This window comes from Xanthobacter sp. 91 (genome assembly GCF_000702385.1).
Classification (GTDB): Bacteria; Pseudomonadota; Alphaproteobacteria; order Rhizobiales; family Xanthobacteraceae; genus Xanthobacter; species Xanthobacter aminoxidans.
This window is the reverse complement of record NZ_JNIB01000001.1, coordinates 546,732-565,685: the sequence shown is the minus strand read 5'-3', so window position 1 is coordinate 565,685 and position 18,954 is coordinate 546,732. Positions and strand designations below refer to the sequence as shown.

The 18,954-nt window shown below is 61.2% G+C and carries 10 protein-coding genes, 1 tRNA gene and 1 pseudogene; 6 read left to right on the top strand and 6 right to left on the bottom strand.

The window, feature by feature from the left end:
- Positions 1–93: 93 nt before the first annotated feature.
- Together A37E_RS0102840 and A37E_RS0102835 are read left to right on the top strand one after the other, a co-directional pair.
- Positions 94–768 (top strand): GntR family transcriptional regulator, encoded by a 675-nt coding sequence (locus A37E_RS0102840; protein ID WP_029555235.1) that lies wholly within the window; start codon positions 94–96, stop codon positions 766–768.
- A 355-nt stretch (positions 769–1,123) separates the two neighbouring features.
- Positions 1,124–1,200 (top strand) — tRNA-Arg (locus A37E_RS0102835).
- A gap of 707 nt (positions 1,201–1,907) precedes the next feature.
- Here the strand turns inward: A37E_RS0102835 and A37E_RS0102830 are convergent.
- A complete protein-coding gene (locus A37E_RS0102830; protein WP_156026224.1) occupies positions 1,908–5,426 on the bottom strand; it encodes an NACHT domain-containing protein in 3,519 nt (1,172 codons plus the stop codon).
- A 355-nt stretch (positions 5,427–5,781) separates the two neighbouring features.
- Between A37E_RS0102830 and A37E_RS0102820 the strand changes: the two genes are divergently transcribed.
- Entirely contained in the window at positions 5,782–8,148 is a 2,367-nt protein-coding gene (locus A37E_RS0102820; protein ID WP_197022917.1) for a type I restriction enzyme HsdR N-terminal domain-containing protein, read from the top strand.
- Between the two features lie 384 nt (positions 8,149–8,532).
- Here the strand turns inward: A37E_RS0102820 and A37E_RS0102815 are convergent, their stop codons facing one another.
- The 3 genes from A37E_RS0102815 to A37E_RS0102805 form a co-directional block, all read right to left on the bottom strand.
- Positions 8,533–12,450: an AAA family ATPase gene (locus tag A37E_RS0102815; protein ID WP_029555232.1), complete on the bottom strand. Its 3,918-nt coding sequence runs from the start codon at positions 12,448–12,450 to the stop codon at positions 8,533–8,535.
- Between the two features lie 240 nt (positions 12,451–12,690).
- Positions 12,691–13,902 carry a hypothetical protein gene (locus tag A37E_RS0102810; RefSeq protein WP_156026223.1) on the bottom strand — a complete coding sequence of 404 codons (1,212 nt, stop codon included), beginning with the start codon at positions 13,900–13,902 and terminating at the stop codon, positions 12,691–12,693.
- A gap of 189 nt (positions 13,903–14,091) precedes the next feature.
- A complete protein-coding gene (locus A37E_RS0102805; protein ID WP_029555230.1) occupies positions 14,092–14,784 on the bottom strand; it encodes a hypothetical protein in 693 nt (230 codons plus the stop codon).
- Between the two features lie 235 nt (positions 14,785–15,019).
- On the opposite strand from A37E_RS0102805, the gene A37E_RS0102800 reads away from it, so the two are divergent.
- On the top strand, positions 15,020–16,396 hold the full coding sequence (locus A37E_RS0102800) for a transposase (protein WP_029555229.1): 1,377 nt from the start codon (positions 15,020–15,022) through the stop codon (positions 16,394–16,396).
- Between the two features lie 172 nt (positions 16,397–16,568).
- Here the strand turns inward: A37E_RS0102800 and A37E_RS0102795 are convergent, their stop codons facing one another.
- The gene (locus A37E_RS0102795) at positions 16,569–16,784 is read right to left on the bottom strand and encodes a hypothetical protein (RefSeq protein WP_029555228.1); all 216 of its coding nucleotides are present in this window, start codon (positions 16,782–16,784) and stop codon (positions 16,569–16,571) included.
- 22 nt (positions 16,785–16,806) lie between these two features.
- The gene (locus tag A37E_RS0102790) at positions 16,807–17,304 is read right to left on the bottom strand and encodes a LysR substrate-binding domain-containing protein (RefSeq protein WP_197022916.1); all 498 of its coding nucleotides are present in this window, start codon (positions 17,302–17,304) and stop codon (positions 16,807–16,809) included.
- Between the two features lie 95 nt (positions 17,305–17,399).
- Here A37E_RS0102790 and A37E_RS0102785 point away from each other — a divergent pair.
- Together A37E_RS0102785 and A37E_RS0102780 are read left to right on the top strand one after the other, a co-directional pair.
- Positions 17,400–18,146 (top strand): annotated as a pseudogene (locus tag A37E_RS0102785) (type IV secretory system conjugative DNA transfer family protein); the annotation flags it as partial.
- A gap of 5 nt (positions 18,147–18,151) precedes the next feature.
- Positions 18,152–18,580 carry a hypothetical protein gene (locus tag A37E_RS0102780; RefSeq protein WP_029555225.1) on the top strand — a complete coding sequence of 143 codons (429 nt, stop codon included), beginning with the start codon at positions 18,152–18,154 and terminating at the stop codon, positions 18,578–18,580.
- Positions 18,581–18,954 lie beyond the last annotated feature (374 nt).

Here is an 18,954-nt window from a genome sequence, read left to right as displayed (position 1 = left end):
TTTGTCAACAATCATGTATGCAAGATTTTCTCTCTTGCATTGAATGATCGGACTCGGCTTTCTGATGACGGGGAGATTGCAAGGAGCGCCGTCGTGCGGGGAGAGCAGACGCCGAGGCTCAGGGAGGCGCTGGAGGACGATATCGTCGCCGGCCGGCTGAAGCCCGGGCAGCGGCTCGACGAGGTGGGCCTCGCCGAGCGGTTCGGCGTTTCGCGCACGCCCATCCGCGAGGCGCTGATCCAGCTCTCGTCATCGGGCCTGGTGGAAATCCGACCCCGCCGCGGCGCCTTCGTGGTGTTGCTCGGCCCGCGCGAACTGATCGAATCCTTCGAGCTGATGGCCGAGATCGAGGCCTCCTGCGGCCGGCTCGCCGTGCAGCGCATGGGGCCCTCCGACCGGGAGGCGATCTCGGAGGCACACGAGACCTGCCGCATCGCCGCTGCTGCCGGTGACGAGGAGGCCTATTATCCCGCCAATGCCCGTTTCCACGGCGCCATCTATGCCGCCACCGGCAATCGGGTTCTGGCGGGGGAGGCGCTGAGATTGCAGCGCGCCCTCCAGCCCTATCGCCGCCTTCAGCTGAAAGTGCCGCGGCGGGTCGAGGCGTCCTTCGCCGAGCACCAGGGCATCGTTGATGCGCTCTTCGCCGGCAACGGCCCCCTCGCTGCCGAGCGCCTCAGGGCTCACGTGCTGGTGCAGGGCGAGCGCTTCATGACCCTCCTCGCCGCGCTCCAGGCCGAATCGGAGGCGCTGGAGGACGCGGGCTGACGGCTCCGGCGTGCGCCCCTCCGCAGCAGCCTGAGGCGCCCCGGGGGCCCGCCCCACACCCCCGCCGAACCGGACCACCCGTTCTCCCGCAAGGCACGGGTATTCACCGCAAGCCGCCGTGGACACGGCTCCATCCCCTGTTGCCGCGCCGCAAGCCTTCCGTTAAAAGGAACCCGCTCCTGCGCTACGCACCCGTAGCTCAGCTGGATAGAGCGTTGCCCTCCGAAGGCACGTGTCAAGCTGGCCGATGCGAAAAGTGTGAAGAAAAGCGTTTTTGAGTTCAATGGCTTGCGAGGGTTGGCTCATGGAGCTTAACTTTCGCAGGAAATCCGAGTAAGCACTGCGTAAGCAGCAGGCACCCGTAGCTCAGCTGGATAGAGCGCCGCCCTCCGAAGGCGGAGGCCACACGTTCGAATCGTGTCGGGTGCGCCATTTCAACTAACGGTTGTCCTGGCGTGTGGGTGGCAGACGCCCGTTTTGTCCTTGCGCCGAAAGCTGATTGGCCGCCTTGGCAGGGTCGTAAAGCGGCTCCTACCTGCATCCAAATCCCGTCTGCTCTAAAATTCAACGGTGTATGAGATGCTCGGTTTGGCGGCCCGTGCTGCCACGGCCTCTGGGGTGTCATGAGGTCGGTAGACGCCCGATGTCATCCCTCCGCCACGATCAGGTCTTCGTTTAAAAGCACTAGGATAGCCTCCGTCTTTCATCATGCGGCCCAGCCCTCGCCCTCACTTCTCGCTGCTTGGTCGCCGATCTGAGCACTCTCCGAGACGGATGCGTCGTGCGAGAGAGGGCGCCATCCTGCCGATCTGAATGATGGGGCACAGCAACCGCAACCGCCGTCCCTGCTGCCGCTTTTAACGGGACTGCGCTTCAGGATTTGTCGTGCCCTAACGATCGGGCCGAAGAGGGTAGCGCTGTTTGCAAGGGTCAAAGGTGACCCCATACCTGCCGCTCGACTGCCCATTCAGCAAGGTCCGCTTTAGCGCCCCCTCATCGGTCGTCCCACGGGCGAGCGGGCGATCCCGAAAGCCGTCGTTCGTGCATTTCGCCAAGCAGATCGTCCCGAACGGGTGACTCGGGGCAAAGCCGGTTGCTTATGTTGCAGGCTGAACGGCAGTTACGGCAGAAGCTGACGTTTAGCGTTCCTCGCTCGCGATAACGAGCGATCGACCGCGTTTCACGATGACAATCGAGAGGCGGGCCGCGAGCCTTTCGACTGCGTTGGCGATCCTGTCGCGTTCAAACCATTCGGAAATCTCGGCATGTAATTTCAGGAGCAAGTCGAGCGCCTCGCGGTTGGCATGCGCTTCGATCGCGGCGACTCCGTTCATCGGTACGTTCATCCGCTTCGATCGCGTGAAGCGCTCGCCAACGGCGAGCGGGAGCAGTATCTTCCGCCGCCGCACCTCGCGGATCGCGGCAGTGATCGTGTGCCCGTCTTGGTCGTCGTCGTAGAGCGCGGAATCGGGGTCCAGCGCCGTGACCAGCACCTGCAACCGGCCGGCGGAGCGATCGGATCCGAGCCGCGAGGCATTGGCGAGAACAGAAAGACGCTGCATCTCGGTAAGATCGTTTCTGTCGGCAACCTCCTCCGCGAAGTGAAGAAATTCGGACATCCCGGCGTGCGGTGGTGCGGTCTTAAGCGTCCCACCGAACAAGGAATCCATCTCATAGATGTAGAGCATGCCGGTCGTGGCGCCATGAAGGAGCCCAACCAGATCCGCAGCTTTCCATGATCTGGCACGCAGTTTCTCGACAGCGCGTATCGCGAGCTCGCGACCGGGATAATGTCCGAACAGGGCGATGACCTGATGGACAAACTTCTCGGGCATCTCGTCGAAGCGCTCGATCAGGTCGGTGAACGCCGCTCGATCGCCGTGACGCGCGGCGTAGATTTGCAAGATTAGCCGAATTTCATCCGGAAGGTTGGAGTCCGCTCGGCATTTGGCAGTGAAGGCACTGCGATCGTCTGGCCGCGGAAAGATGGTGATAACGCTGCCGGCGAGGTCCTGGCGACGTTTATCCTGTAGCTTGTCATCGCGAAGGGCCCTGAGCATCACTTCCTCGCGGTCCGGCGACAGGGCCAGCGCGCATTCGGCGTGATAGAGGCCTGACGCATCGGTATCGAAGATCACAGCTTCGACCAGCGGGAGAAGTCGCGCATCCAGTGGGGCGCCGGCGATCTGGGCAGCGACGATCCGAAACTCTACCGAGAGCGCATCGTCCAGCGCCGTCGCCTGCGCGAGCTCGCGCGTGACGCTTCCGGTGTTGAAGTGCCAGAGCAGCTGGGCGCAACCCTTGATATTCTCATCGCTGAGACCCGGTTTCCGGACGTGAGCTAGGATCATTCGGAAGGCCTGGTCGCCGGCCGCGCTGATCGCTGGCTTCAGGTCGAAATAGAAGGAGTGTTCTTTGGGCCCTCGGTCGAGGAGATGCTGCATCACGCTGAGCGTCAAAGATCGATCGCCCAGGGCCGCAAGAATGTCACCTGCGCCGTCGTTCAACAGCCAGACATGATGCAGGGCGGCAGAAAGCTCGGCAGTTGGTGGCGTGATGAGGCTGTCGGTTAACAGGCGGCCAACCTTCGTCCGAGCATCGGTCGAAGCGCTGGTCCAAAACGCAACAAGTTTTCGTTCGATATCGCGGCGAAGATCGTCCTCCACCACAACGCCATTCGCGATGCAACGCCCAACGAGCCTCAGTCCGGTGGCGAACGCGTCTGCGGGGCGTTCGAGCATCGTGCGGATGATCGATGTCGGCTCCGGATGCAGTTCGATCGCGAACTGGATGACCTGTGCCCAGGGTCGCTGAACCGCGTCATCGATCCGACTGGCGAGCGTGTCGCGGCGTTCGCGCACCAAATAGCAGGCGGCCAGATATTCCTGGACGATCGGGAATGGGAACTGGAACCGGATCGAACTCTGCGGGCGCAGAACACCATTGGATCGAAGCCTGTCAAGAATCTGGTCGGCATCGCGATCAGACGCGGCACGGTGGATGACGTCGAGGATTTCGCGCTCGCTTGCGCCGACTTCCTGCTTCTCCAGTCGCTCGAACGCGAGCTGTTCGGCGATCGTCCTGAGGGTTGAATCGCTTTGCGCGGCGAGGCCGGAGGGCTTGTGTTCGTGCGGCGCAAACAGGGTCTTGAGATAGGCTTCGATCAGATCGGCGCGCGTCGTCGGCACGCTGACGAGTCGATCGGCCATCGCGATCAGCATCGTTAGAAAAAGAGGGATGCGGGCCAGTTTGGCAAGCTCGGGATACGCACTGACCCGTTCGAGGAACTGGTGATCGTCGAACTTGGTCAACCGGGCCTTAAGCGTCGCTGCGAAGCGAAGGATGTCGCCATCGTCGAGCGGTGACAGTTCGATCAGTTCGGCCTGGATCGCTCCGGTCAGTACAGAGGGATCGCGGACACTCAGAAGCCACGGCACGCGCGGATAGCGGGCCGAGAAGGTCGCAAGGCGCGCCAGGAGCGTCGGCCGCGCGGCGGCGGGTATCTCGTCGAGGCCATCGAGGAGCAATGTCAACAGCCCCTCCTCAGCGAGCCGCGACCAATCTGGCCGGACGCTCAGTTCGCGATTGGTGTGCGCCGCTAGGAACTCGAGGATGACGAGGTCGCTCGCGGCCAGCGAGGCCAGCGGAATGACCACCGGAACCTGCGGCGTCTCGGCGAGGCGATCGGCGATGGCCCACATCAACGCCGACTTTCCGTGTCCTGGGCCTGCCACGACGACGCAGTGGTGTAGCGTCTCGGACGGAAAAGCGCGCAAATCGACGATGGCTTCGTCGCCGGGCTCATGCCAGCCAGGTTGCTCGTCCTCGAAATCCGCGACGCGCGAGCGGTCGTAGCTTCGGGCTCGCGGCCAAACGAACAAGTCTCCAGTTGAGCCGGATATGCCGGTGCCGGGGATCTCGATCCGGGCGAGGCGGGATATGGCGGCGCGGTAGGCGGGAAGCCCCCATTCCGCGGGCTCCCTCAAATCGATGCCGGCTTCTTCGAGCAATCTGCGCCGCAGGGGCGTCGCAAGGAACATGGCTCGCGTGCCACTACCTGAAGCCGCAATATCGCGCAGCCCGCCAAGCAGGTTGGTCGGCAGGGTAAAGTCGGAACCGAGCCGCCGGCGGTCGAAGGCACTTTCGATCTGGCGGAGCGACATGACCGTCACGTCAGTAAGGCGAAGCAGCTCGAGTGGCGTTGTCGAAGAGAGGCAGCCTTCGACCGACGTGAGTAGGCGTCGCTGGGATTGGCTGAGTCGGGATCTCCATTCGGTATCGTCGAGCGAGGACCGACCGCGTTCACTCAGTTCGATCAGATCGTCCGAAGTGCGGTTCGCTTCGCCGAGAACGATGGCTAGGCGGTCGCCGCTGCGAAATTCGTCTGCGCCGAGCTGGCTCTCGAGGCTCTTCCACATCCGCTGCCACGCGTCGGATCCGGGGTCGACCTTCAGTTTGACGTTCTGAAAGAGACGGTGGTCGTCGGCATAGCGGATGACGATGTCATCAACGGATTCCGGCGCTTCAACGCGGACTTCTATCACGCGTTCACGTGGCGACTGCGGACCAAGATCCAGCAGGTCCGCAAGCGCTACTGCGGCGACACTGTTCTGGTAGAATAGTCCAGCCTGTGTGGTGGGCCCCCCTGCTTCAGTCATCGTTATGTATCACCGTTTCCATTATCGATTCCGATCTAGGTCGTTGCCACTCGACGACAATGTCTGACAGCGGCGCCACAGACAATCGGCCCCGATTGGGCCGTTACGCTGGTGATGGGGACCTCCCGCAGAGATGACCGACTTTGGGGTGGGAAGCGGAGAGGCGGCTTTGGGCAGGCAGACGCGGCAAGCGGACATCGGCTGGACCGATGCTCGCGGAAGGAATGGGGCATCCTCGCAGTCGCAAATTACGATTTTCCTCCCGTGGGAAAGCAGACATTCTTGCTTTTCGCTCTCTTGGCGTCGAAGTAGACCTTCCGATCCAGATCGAGCCGACTCAATGCCGACGAAACAAGTGACTGAGAAGAAGACCGAGACTGATCTTGAAGCTGCGATTCGCGGCGCCGTGATGCGGGTCTTCCCGTGGCTCGACCCCGCCGACGTGAAACACCAGATCAAGTTCTCGTTCACCTTCGGACGCTCGAGGATCGACGTCGACAGCAGCGGCAACTACGACAAGCAGGCGCGAGCGGACATCATTCTTGAGAAAGGTGGCGTTCCGCTGGCCGTCCTCGAGCTAAAGCGGGAGGGCAACGCCTTGTCCGCCGAGGACGAAGCGCAGGGTCTCTCCTACGCGCGGGTGCTCGATCCGATGGCGCCCATCGTCATCGTGACCAATGGCGATGAAACCCGCATCTTCGACAGCTACACCGGACAGTCCCTCGGAATCGACACGCTCGCGGAAACCCAATTTGTCGCGACAATAAATGCCGCCGCGCGGCTCGCGGCCGGGAATCTGAAGCAGGCGATCCAGACATTGATGGGGAACGAACCCTCGATCTGGCGGCAGGCGGTAGAGCAGCTCAGCGACGCTACCATCGAGGACCTCACCGCCTCTCCAGACAATCCCGGCCTCCCGTTCGTCAAAGACTTCCTGATCCAACGCGAGGCGACTAGGGAAGCGATCGACCTGCTTGAGGAGGGAAAGCGCCTCATCCTGATCGAAGGTCCGCCGCTCATTGGCAAAAGCAACATTCTGTGCGACCTGGCGGGACGAACCCGGAAGGCCGACCGGTTCGCTACCCTTTTGATCGAAGTCGGACGCAGCGGCATCGTTCAGGCCGTCGCCGATGGGTTGGCCAATCGACTGAACTGGCCCGTGACAAGAGAGGAAGCCCGGGCTTGGTTGATGCAGCTTTCGCGAGGCGACCAGAATCTTCAACTGGTTCTGGCACTGGACGGTATCGACCCCAGGGACAAGAACACCATTGCCGAGATGGAGGATCTCAGCTCCGGCCGCTTCGGTGACGGCCTGCGAGTGGTTGTGTCGTTCGACGACTCCGCAGTCCATCGCATCCTCGAGAGCAAAGGCGGTCGCGATCAATCACAGATCGGGCGTCGTGCCGCTCGGATTGCCGTGGACCGGTTGAGCGACGCCGAGTTCCGCGCGGCGGTCAACATGATGTCGGACATGCGCATATGGTTGATGCGCGGCGCGCAATCGGCCCGTGAATTGCGCTTTCCGTGGGCGTTGCGAATGCGCGCCTGGAGCGTCATGCAGAACGCCAAATTCGGTGATCCCAACTGGGGCGTGACACTCGCGCCCTTGATGGGCCTTGAGATGATCGCCCACGCTCGAGAAGCGTTTCCCGGTCAAGAATTGCGCTATCAGTTTCATGAAATAGCAAGGGCCGTACTTGACGACGCCCGCAGTGGTAAGCGTCCAATCGCACTTGTCCTGCAATCCATGGGCGTCTTCATGGTCCGCAAAAAGAAGCTGGCCAAAAGGCTTTCGGATGCCGCAATCAACAGTCTGGTCAAGGACGGCTACCTGAAACCAACGATGAAGCCGTCGGGAGAGCCGGTCTTGATCGTGCGGCTCCCCGAATTGTTGGCCAGCGAACTGGCGGCCGTGATCGCCCATGAACTGACCCAATCTGAACTGTCGGACCCGGCCAGGGCGGCTGGATGGCTCACAGGCGCATCTTCGAATCTGCCGCTGGGCGATGTGGTGACCGCCCAGGCGATCCTGGACGCCGCAAGGAGCGGGTTCGGGCTATCCCTCGATTTCGTGTTCGCGCTCGCGAAAACACGACCCACCCTGCAAACCGTGCAGCCCGGGGCCCGTTTCGCAACTTACCAACCGGGGATCGGCCTTGTCGACTTCACGGTAACCGAAGATGGTTCACTGCTCGTCGAAGCGAACGGCAGACATGGCCGCATCGAATTGGACCCCGAAGAAACACCGGGCAAGATGTACCAAGACTTCCACAGTTGGATGATCCTGTCCCATCTTGCGATGGTGCCCTCGGTGGCCAGGATCGACGGCGTCGACGAGCGCATCGACACAGCGATCCTCTTGGAGGTCGCCTCGGTGCCCGTGGTGCTGCGATCGGTCGGCCCTGAATTGGAATTCAATGCCGTGCGCGTCCATGATGTTCCGGGTGCAGGTTCGATCGTGTGCCACCTCGAAGGCATCGTCGAGCCCATCACTTTCGCTCTCTTCGAATTTTTCTATCGTGAGTTTCGGGATGCCGCCGACTGGATCAGTGAAGCCTGTCGACGGAACTCGTTGCCTCTAGTGGCCCGAGTGCAAATCGCGCTGCAATGCCTCGCGGACATCGAGGACGGTGACAGATCCGACTTCGCTCGAGAAATGCTGGACGGCCCGGTCAAGGCAGCTTTCAAAGCTCTGCCGGAGCTTCATCCTGAACGCGGATGATCTCGACGTAGAGCGTTCTGCCAGCCGAGTTGCATCGCCGCTGTCCATTTGAAGATATGCCTCAGTGCACATCTGTGTGCACTTCAATGATTATCCGATGAAGCCGCCAGCCCTCTCACAGCCCCGAACCTCCCAATGCTGTATGGCAGAGAATTGTCGGCCTTCAGGAAGTCATACTTAATCGGCGAACGTCAGTCTTGGGGTCGGGTGCAGAAGGGCAGCTTCACGGCATTCGCTACCCGATAGCTGACCGTCCGGAGACGGCCCCGGAGCCGCCTGTCAGCAAAGCGCCCCCATTTCGGACGCTTATGAAAACCCCGCTAATACGTGAAAGCGGACGTTGGGCAGTGACTGGCTGAGTGCGGAGGAGTGCGCCGATCAAGATCAGGCCGTATACAAAACACCCAACACTACGCGCGCGCTGGCGAAGGTGGGAAGATCCTGATGACCTTCCCCTGCCATGCAAACAATGAGGGAATCACCTAAGCCGCCAATACTTTCGAACTTTCGAAAGTTCGACAATGGCGATGCCAGCGCGGGACCAACTCGCTTAAATACGCCGGCTCCGTCGGCCAATGTCAGGGCGACTAACTGGCCTTCCATCGTGCTGATACGGTTGGCGGGAATAGCGTCACCGCCCAGCACGACTTGCCCCGGAAGAGCGAGCGGGATCGCGCTATCTTCCCGAACGCGGTACGCGGTGACAATCCGGTCGAGGCTTTGCGCCGAGACCAACTCACCGGCTTCGCCTTTTCCTGGAGGCGGCGGGGTTTGCTCGACAAGCATGCCGACGACCTTATAGAGCGTGGCACCGCCAGGCGCGAACATCAGCGTGGGCTTAGCACGGCGAGGGTCCGGCGCTTCCGCCGCCAGTGTGAAGTCGGCACTTCCGGGCGGACGAAGTAACCGCCGCGCCAGCATGTTGCCCTTATCGTTTGCGATCACGAGGTGATGGTCTTGGCCGTCGTAAGGGACGCTTTCGACGATTGCGATCCTCCCAGATGGAATTGCGAAGCCAAAGTTTTCGGTCTTGATGTGAAATAAGCTCTTGTCAGCGAACCACTCGCCGCTGAGAACATCGGTTGCTACATCCTGAGTGACGTCATGTCCCGACGATGCGGTGAACGCCGCGAGATCTGGGTGAATCAGCGCCTTGAACAAAGGTGGATGCAGACTAGAAAGGGCGACGACACTCCGCGGAACAGCATCCTCGAGCGGCTCCCGCCAGCGCCATTGGCGAAACGCGCTGTGCATCTGTTCCGCGAGCTTTGTCAGTTGCTGGATATCTTGCGCTACCCTGCCCACCGCGCCAGCACTCAACGACGACGAATTGTGGTGCGCGGTGTTCAATACACGGAGGCATTCGGACCCTTGCGTCATCCCTGAGTGATTACAGAACGCCTTCATCGCCGGATATTTGAAAAGAGCGACGGGTGGGGTGCGGACAAGTCCCCGGAGGCGGTCAGCTAAATCGCCAAGCGCTGGCCGGTGCACGGGCGAAGAATACGCGGGATACGCCGGATCGTCGAAGATATCGCGTAAGCGCGCCTCGATGAACTCACGCGCGGCACCCGCGTAGTCCTGCGCGGCGCGGGCGTTGTCCGTGTCACGCAAAAACGTTTGGCGCTTCTCGTCGAGCTCGTCGACCGCCACGGATAAGTTTATCCGCTCGCGGCTTACGTTAACAGGGTGCACGCTGAGATGTTCAACGGACGAATGTTGCCGTAGAGCGGAGACCACATCGTCGGCGAAGCCACGATCGTAGGTCGCGATGAATAGTTGGGCGCCGGCCTCGATTAGCTTGTTCAGCATCCCGGCTAACAGGCGACGGTTATCCTGATCCAGCAATTCTTGCGGATCGTCAAGGATCAGTAGCTGCAGCCCACCACGGTTCTTCAGCACATGTTCCCAAAACGCCAGATAAAATCCGACGAGGCTTGCGCGAAGCGCGGAAGCATTCGAGACATGCTGGGCGGGTGCCTTGGCGTGTTCCGATCCCACTTGAATCTCGATCACGCCTTTGACGCTCATCGCCGTTTCGCGCATGTCGTGCCCGGCGGTATTGTAGGCATTCTGATAACATTGCTTCCGCCAATATAGCGCGCGGGCGTGAAGCTGATTTTGAAGCGTGGCGACTTGCGCTTCGGCGAGTCCACCGAGCGAGACAGCGGGTTCTAAGGCCGCCTGGGCTTCGATGTAGAGCGCAACGCGCGCCTCTTTCGTCCGTCGCGCCTGAAGGGCCTCTTTCATGCGGGCACAGAGCGACAGCGCCGCATCGATCGGTGCGGTGCCTTTCACCGTGCTGTCTAGCGCAACCAAGCGCCCCCTGATGGGTGATATTTCGGAAATCCGCGCATCGTCTGAAGTGCCGGTTCCAAGGACGGCCTTTACCGCGGCTTTGACAGCGGCATCATGTTCCGTGCGCCACATCGCGAACGCGCGCGCGCGTGCCAGTCGGCCAAGCTGATCGAGGAGCGGCTTGGCGACAGCACCGACCGGAAGCAACGGGACGTCGGGCTCGTCGAAGCGCGGGAGCTTCGCGAATTCACTATCGCATAGCGTGGCGACGCCCGGCTTCAGTGCGGCAAGCGCCTTCGCGAATGCTGGTAGCGTGAACAACTCGTCGACGAATGTCGTCCGGATCAAATCGATAGGCCTATCCGGAAGGTCCTTCGCGATGTCGGAAACCAAAGCCGGTGGCATTTTCTCGGCGATCAGCCCGGTCCACTTTGCGACCCATGCAAGTTCCGTCATCGACAACAACTCATGGTCTTCGCGGGCCACTTCGTCCAGATGCTCCGCCACAGCACGTTTTGTGATCGGATCAATGACACCATCGAGTGAGCGGCTGCATACATCGCATGCCGAAAAGTCATGACCCTTCTGACCGGTCGACCACGAGGCGACACGCGCGTAGAGCTGCTTGCGCCGCGCGATATCCGGCTGTTGGTTTAACTCGGCAAGGACGGCAGCTTCCTGATGAAGCTGCGCGATCAGCCCATCGACCTTTTGCCATTCCGCATAGCTTATCGTCGCCAAGGCCTTCAGGCGGCGTGCGCTTGAAAGCTCCCCGATTGTTTCGAGTTGGCCGAGAGCGGGACCGATGCTTTTCTCAAGATCATCACGAGCCGCTTTTTGTGTCGGATCAAAGGCATCGCCAAGCACGGTGCGCGCGGCTTTCAAGGCATTCGTCTTTTGGCCAGTGAAATGCTCTTCCAACGCTGCTAGCTGTTGTTCGATCTCGGCAGCACCGGACGGCTCGGGGAGAGGGTCTGCGTAGGCCATGCTGGTAAATTCAGCGATACGATCCTTCAGGTCGGACCGCGCTTCCGAAAATCGTTTATCGGCCTCGGCAATCTCGGCTTCGCGCGCCTTGCGCATTTCTCCCTTCAGCTTCTCCCGTGCCTTGGAAGCGTGCTTCGCCAAATCCGACAGCTCCGCTAGACCGGTTAGCTGGGCGACGGCGCGTCCGAGATCGGATGCGTCGCCGATCTGCAAATACTGTAAGATTGCAGGCATCACTGTGCCGACGCGTAGTGCCGCCGGATCAACTCTCAACGGCGATACGTTCGGAGGGACTTCTTCCAGCTTTCCGCGCTGGCTCCGTCCGTATTGCCGACGGATCGGCGGAAGATGCGCACCCGTTTGATCCGCGAAGGTCAATTCAACCCATGTATCGATCGGCACCCTTTCATTCGGTCCAGGTTTGTAGCGTTGCCCATCAGGAAGCGGCGTGACAGGAGGAATCGTATGCGCCCGCCCATCGCTGTCGCTGGAGATGCCTGAGAACGTCGCATCGAATTCATGAAGCGCACTTTCCGGTGGGCGTTGTGGCCGCAGGATTTCGCCAGTCAGGCACCAGACAATTGCGTTGAGCAGCGAAGTCTTGCCCGCGCCATTCCAGCCCTCAAAAAGGGTCGCTGATTCGTGCGGCTCGAAGGTAAAATCTTCCGGCGGATTTCCCGGTTCGCCATAGGCGTGGACCCCCGCAAAGCGATGAGCGACGACCTTTACAAGTTTCAGACGCCGCGCGGAATCAGGCGTGACAATTTCGGGGACAGGAAGAACCGGGGGCGTCGTCGCCATGTAATCGCAAATCGCCTCGATGTCCGTGATTGTCACATTGCCCGGCCATTTTGGCCGGTTGCGTCGATACCAGTCGAGCACCGCCTTGCTTCTTGGAGTTTCAAGCCCAAACGTTTCGCCATCGGCGCCAACCCCAATGCGCTCCCCGCCGATCAACTCGGCGAAAAGGCTCTCGATGGTCTGGAGGTGAAGCGGTCTCGGAATGGATGCCTCCATAGCAGTAGACTATAGTCGCAATTAACCCTTCCAGCACGAGCTGCGATAACATAACCAAATTAGCCCAAGGTCGAGAGTACTCGATATTTTATTCGAAACGATCCTACCGCGCAACGGCAGGACCTTGCTCTCAGCCTCCCTTCGGTCGCATCGTACCGAAGCTTATTGGCCGAATACGTTCTTGCACAAGCGCGGACCTCCACTTCGCAACTTGGCACTTGCAGTCTTGTGGGGGTCTGTTCAGTAGTCCATGTTTGCGTGGGTCGTCCAATCATGGCCCCAGCGCTCTATCCACTGCTCGACGGCGTCTGCTCCCATGGCTATCGCGCCAGCATATTCAGAGAGAGTTTTGGCATCAAATGATGGATCGACGCCCGCATCCACGAACCGGTGAGGAAATTCCAGCGCTCCCGTCGACAGCATGTCGTGGACTGCATCGAACACCGAACAGCATTCCTCAAAGTTGTCGACCTTAATGGGGATGAATGAGAAGCGAGGACTGTCGGCAAAGTTCGAAAAATTCGCTGGAATGACTCCGATACCCGGAAGGTGAAAGAACAGCGATCCCCCGTCGTTTTCGACGCCACCATGGCTGAACGGATTGCGCAGCCGCTCCTTGATCCGCCGGAGCTTGCCTAGTGTGACGCCAGCCCGATGATTGTTGTCGAGTGGGAAGACCGCCTTGAGCTTCTCATCCCATGATTTTTTCAGGAACACCTCAAGGCCTCCTGATTCGAGCGGCAGGCCGCTAAATGCCCGAAGGAGAATTAGTCTGTGCTCCAGTGCGCTGAAGAAGGACTCGATCATCGCGGTGGTCAGATAGTACCCCTCGGTTTGCGCTGCATGCAGGTCGTTGAGCACAGCCGCAACCATGCCGACCGGCAATCCTGTCTCGCTTTTCTTCTTCTTTTTTCCTTTTGGTTTGGCAAACTGGGCCGGCTTGTCGGCCTTGGCGAATGCCTTCTTGGCCTTGCCGCGAAAGTAGCGGTAACGGCTTTCGAACTCACCGAAGCGGTTGGCGATCAGGACCCTGCCCAAGCGGGCCTGTTCGATCGCGAACGGCGCTAGAAGGTCTTCGATCTGCCGCATGGCCGCGCCCACCTGCCCAACGATACGATCGTAAGGTACCTTGGGGTCCTTCGCGCGAAGGATGGTGAAGCCGAACTTCCTCAGTTCAAACCCCACTGGTTCGCCCAACACGCTGCCATAGACGGTCCAACGCACCTTTTCGCCGACCCCACTCCACCGCCAGCCCAGGATGTTGCGGAAAGCGAATAGCACCAGTTCCGGCACCGGAAACAGCTCTGCAGGTGGGCGTGACGACTCCATATCCCAAGGATCCAGGCCGGCAGGGAAATCAGATGAGAAGCCTGCAAGCGTTTTTCTGAGACGCTTGCGGATCTTCGTCAGCGCCTCGTCCGTATTCTGGTCGTTTTCACTTGTCTTGGGCATGAACGATCGCATTTCGGCTGGTGGCGCGCGGAGACGACGGCCGCACTAGGCTGTAGTGAATTTGCGCTTCTGGGTGGCAACACCATCGACGATGTACTGTTGGGTGGCACCCGAGATACAAGGGTCGACACGCGGACCTACCGAAACGAGCGACACGAACGGCCCCAATTTTCCGAGTACCTTGACCACCTAGATGAGGGCCGCAATTGTGCTCATACCATCAAGGTACAGCTTGATGCGGGGCGATTGCATCCCGACTGGCGTGGACTTCAGGAAGGAACCGACGTGGTTGACCGCGTTGGGGCCGACTCTTCCCAAGCCGGTGCCATGAAGCTCCCCCTTGGCCAGGGCAGCGTTCATCGCTTTGCCTGATCGCTCTGACCGATGTGCGATGTGATTGCGGATCGCGATCCACGCGTTAACCGACGCCTTTTGAGCCGCCGTACGTCCTGTGATCCGACCCGCTGATGCAGGCACAAGCCATCTGTTCGCAGCTTCGACTAGCTCGCCAAAGTGGCTGAATGTGATGTTGTTGCCGCCGGCATCGACGAGCTCAATTATGTCACCCTTCTTGATATGCACCGGCACGGAGAGGCTGGCATAGTTGGTGTAAATGGTCTTCTGCTTCGTACTCATGCCCGCTTCGAGGGCGTCTTTTAGGTGTTGCCGGAAGCGGGTCGTGTCACGGTTGATATACGCGATGAGCAGATCGCTGACGTAGCCTTCCCAAAGCACGGCGGCCGCAAGGAACGTGTGCTCAACAAGCAGGGTGCGATCCTTGTCCCCTGTTACGGCGGCGAAGGCTGTGTCATAGAATGAAACCACGTCTGCCAACCCGGCAGCAAAGTCGTTGCGAACGTCATCCGGATCCGTTTTTCTCATATCGCTTACCCCCGCGTGCGATGAGATACATTCCCGCGCCAATATCAAGGACAATCGCCAGGTCGTAAGCTGACGAAGCAATACTATGCCTGATGAGGCACCCAGAACGGCAGCTTACTGTCCGGCGCTACCCAGAACCGGACTGTCGGCAATCGGCCGATTCCGTTGAAAAAGTCGGTGTTGCTGCGGGCTCGAAGTCCTGATTCAGTTGTCCTCATGGATGGAGGGCAGGCCGATGATGGGCGAGCGGACGGGGGCGCAGGAGGCGCTGTTCTACGAGTTCAGCCTCGAACGCCACGTTCCTGCCGGCCACCTCGTGCGCGCCATCGACAGGTTCGTCGACCTCGCCGGCATCCGGGCGCACCTCAAGCCCTTCTACAGCGAGACCGGCCGGCCCTCGATCGACCCCGAGCTGATGATCCGGATGCTGCTCGTCGGCTATTGCTTCGGCATCCGCTCGGAGCGGCGGCTGTGCGAGGAGGTCCACCTCAACCTGGCCTATCGATGGTTCTGTCGGCTTGGCCTCGACGGCCGCGTGCCGGACCACTCCACCTTCTCCAAGAACCGGCACGGCCGCTTCCGCGACAGCGACCTGTTGAGGCACCTGTTCGAGACGGTGCTGCAGCGTTGCATCGCTGAGGGGCTGGTCGGCGGGGAAGGCTTCGCCGTCGATGCCAGCCTGATCAAGGCCGAGGCCAGCCGGCAGAAGGGTGTCGATGGCAAAGCCGGGCTGTCGCCCGAGGCGGCCGGCCGCGCGGTTGAGGAATATCTCGCCGTCCTCGACGATGCGGCCTTCGGCGCGGCCACCGAGGTCACCCCGAAGTTCCTCTCGCCGGCGGATCCGGCCGCCCGCTGGACCGGAGCGCACGGCGGCCAAGCCTTCTTCGCCTATTCCACCAATTATCTGATCGACGTGGACAACGCGATCATCGTCGACGTCGAGGCCACCACCGCGATCCGACAGGCCGAGGTCCTGGCGGCGAAACGCATGATCGAACGGTCGATGGAGCGTTTCGATCTTTATCCGGCACGGCTGATGGGCGACAGCGCCTATGGCTCCGCCGAGATGCTCGCCTGGCTCGTGCACGAGCACGGCATCGAGCCGCACGTCCCGGTGTTCGATAAGTCGGCGCGCCGCGACGGCACATTCAGCCGCACCGACTTCGCCTACGATCATGTTCGGGACCTCTACACCTGTCCGGGCGGCAAGGAGCTGCGCCGGTATCGTCGCCACTTCAGTGTGACCCGCGACAGCGTCGATCCACACGGCTTCATGCGCTACCGCGCGGCCAAGTCCGACTGCGGTGCCTGTGCGTTGAAATCGCAGTGTTGCCCAGCCGAACCGCCACGCAAGGTCTTGCGGTCGATCCATGAAGGGGCCCGAGACATGGCGCGGGACATCGCCGCCACCGAGGCCTACGTCACGTCCCGGCGGCAGCGCAAGAAGGTGGAGATGCTGTTCGCCCACCTCAAGCGCATCCTGAAGCTCGACCGGCTCCGCCTGCGGGGCCCGAATGGCGCCCGGGACGAGTTCCACCTCGCCGCCACTGCCCAGAACCTCAGGAAGCTCGCCAAGCTCATGCCGCGTGGAGCACGAGCGGCTGCGGCCTGAGGAGAGAGGCTCGTTCTGCGTGCAAAAAGAACGATCTCGCCGCGCACCCAGCGGAGGGTTTTTCAACGGAATCGGCCCATACCGGACGTTCGGACGCGCGCTTGGCAGGGTCTGCTCCTGGCGCATCGGTCTTACGCGGGGCTCAGCAGCTTGACGCGTTGATTGGCCGGATTCATCGGCACGCCAGTGCCGCCTTTCGCAGATCGTCAAAGATCGACGTCGATGGCGGATACGCCACGCCGTGATCAACTTGGCCAAGCGCGTGCAGAAGGACGGCCTGTCGATCTTTGGGGATCGCACTCCAGAGCGACGGCTTCAGGACCCAGTGGTCGGTGCCCCGGACCATCCAAGCCTCGACGATTTCGAGGAGGCAGAGGTCGAGGTGCATGTTCGGCAGGTAATCGTGGCGGTCAGGCCTGCACCCTGATCCGGTCTCCGGCCGGGCCGGCCGCGATGATCTGGTCGATCCCCTTCAGAAAGGCTGCCAGAACCGGCGAGCGGTTTTCTGGTCGGTAGCCGACGGCGAGGTCGATGGTGGGCGGCTCCCCCTTGAGGGGGCGGCTCACCACTGACCAGGGCAGGAGCGGCTCCACATAGGCGGGCAGCAACGCGACGCCGCGTGTCGAGGCCACCAGCGAGATACCCATGGCGAAATTGTCGATGTGATGGCTCGGCGTGATGTGGACCTTGTTCCGCCGCAGGTAATCCTCGACCACCTCGCGCAGGATGTGGGGAATTTCGGTGAAGCCGATGAAGGCTTCCCCCTGCAGGTCGCGGGGGTCCACCTGTACCTGCTGCGCGAGAGGGTGGTCGCTCGGCAGGATGGCGAGCAGCGGTTCTTTCGCAATCACCTGATAGGCAACATCCGGCCGCGGCTCGACGCGCAGGAAGCCGAGATCCAGCCCCATTGTCCGAGACATGCGCGTATGCCGAGGATGGCCTCACCCTCGACCAGCTCATGGCCTTCACCGTCTCTGGCGACCATGAGCGGCAGGAACAGGTGCTGGGGCGGCTCGACTTCTTCGAGAGCGCGCTCGCCTTCATGGCGGGCTACGGGCTCAAGAGCTTCCTCATTGCTCAATCCCTGAACCAGATCGAGAAGGCCTTTGGACCGAACAACTCCATCCTCGACAACTGCCACGTGCGGGTGAGCTTCGCCACCAATGATGAGCGCACTGCCAAGCGCGTCTCCGACGCCCTCGGCACCGCCACCGAGATGAAGGCCATGAAGAACTATGCCGGCCACCGGCTATCCCCCTGGCTCGGGCACCTCATGGTCTCGCGCTCAGAGACGGCGCGCCCGCTTCTGACTCCGGGCGAGGTGATGCAGCTTCCGCCGGCCGACGAGATTGTGATGGTGGCCGGGACGCCGCCGATCCGGGCGAAGAAGGCCCGGTACTATGAGGATCAGAGATTCAAAGAGCGAGTGATGCACCCGCCGGAGCTCCAGGCCCCTCGCGATCGTCAGCCTGACGACTGGACCGTCCTTCCGCTGCCGGCGCCATCACAGTTAAGCCTGATGGTCGAGGGAAGCGACGACGAGGACACCACGGGTTCGGAGCAGCGGCGTCAGCCGGAGCTCGCGAGGGTGGCGCCGGTTGAGGCGCCACTGCAATCGGTGAACGAGTTCGAAATCGATCTGGTCGATGAGACTGAGGACGACGTGGCCCGGACCAGTCGCATGACCCGTGTCATGCAAGGCGTCGCGCGTCAGGTTTCGCTCGATCCCAACGACGGCATGGAGCTGTGACGGCGATGGCTCTACGCAAGAAGAAGACGCAGATCTCCGCTTATCTCGATCCCGCGACCATGGGGTTGCTAGCTGACTATGCCGCACGACGTGATCAGCCTCAATCCTTGATCGCAGAGGCCGCGATCGCGTCCTTCCTGTCGCCGGATGCGGCTGAACAAAGGGAAGCCGTCTTCACCAAGCGGCTCGATCAGCTGGACCGACGGATGGCCCGACTGGAGCGCGATCTCAGCATCTCTGTCGAGACGCTGGCGGTGTTCATACGATTCTGGTTGGCCACCACGCCGGCATTGCCGGAGCCCGCAGCCCAGGCAGCCCGAGCCAAAGCGGGGGAGCGGTATGAGGCATTCATCGGTGCGCTGGGGCGGCGGCTCGCGCAGGGACCGAGGTTGGCTCAAGAAATCTCGGAGGAGCGCAGCGATTCGAAATCATGAGTAAGGCCCCTTGCGCCAAGACGGATCGATGGAATGCCGCCAAGAACCAGGCATTGGCTTGCTGCCTTGCGAAATGATGTCGAGCAAGAACGCCTCCACCAGCTAACCTCACGATTGGCGAGGACGAGTCGGTGCATTGTGCTGAGCCAGACGGCGATTGCGGTCCACCGTCCGGCTGCCTACCCCGTGTGAAACTTGGACCGTGGCAGGCGCCGAAAGATAGTGAATGCTTCAGCTAGGTGGCAAGAACATCGAGACCGCACCTTGCATCCAGCGTCATGCACATTGTTGCGTGGGTTTGGCCCTCCGATCGATTTTGGTCGATTCGGGTCCGAAGCGACGCCTGCCACCACATCGCCGTGGCCGTGATGCGG

What these genes read in the sequence shown, in the direction of transcription:
- A37E_RS0102795 (WP_029555228.1), bottom strand. Translation starts at nt 16,784, where the DNA reads ATGCACCTCGACCTCTGCCTCCTCGAAATCGTCGAGGCTTGGATGGTC.
- A37E_RS0102805 (WP_029555230.1), bottom strand. Translation starts at nt 14,784, where the DNA reads ATGAGAAAAACGGATCCGGATGACGTTCGCAACGACTTTGCTGCCGGG.
- A37E_RS0102830 (WP_156026224.1), bottom strand. Translation starts at nt 5,426, where the DNA reads ATGACTGAAGCAGGGGGGCCCACCACACAGGCTGGACTATTCTACCAG.
- A37E_RS0102810 (WP_156026223.1), bottom strand. Translation starts at nt 13,902, where the DNA reads ATGCCCAAGACAAGTGAAAACGACCAGAATACGGACGAGGCGCTGACG.
- A37E_RS0102800 (WP_029555229.1), top strand. Translation starts at nt 15,020, where the DNA reads ATGATGGGCGAGCGGACGGGGGCGCAGGAGGCGCTGTTCTACGAGTTC.
- A37E_RS0102790 (WP_197022916.1), bottom strand. Translation starts at nt 17,304, where the DNA reads ATGGGGCTGGATCTCGGCTTCCTGCGCGTCGAGCCGCGGCCGGATGTT.
- A37E_RS0102815 (WP_029555232.1), bottom strand. Translation starts at nt 12,450, where the DNA reads ATGGAGGCATCCATTCCGAGACCGCTTCACCTCCAGACCATCGAGAGC.
- A37E_RS0102780 (WP_029555225.1), top strand. Translation starts at nt 18,152, where the DNA reads ATGGCTCTACGCAAGAAGAAGACGCAGATCTCCGCTTATCTCGATCCC.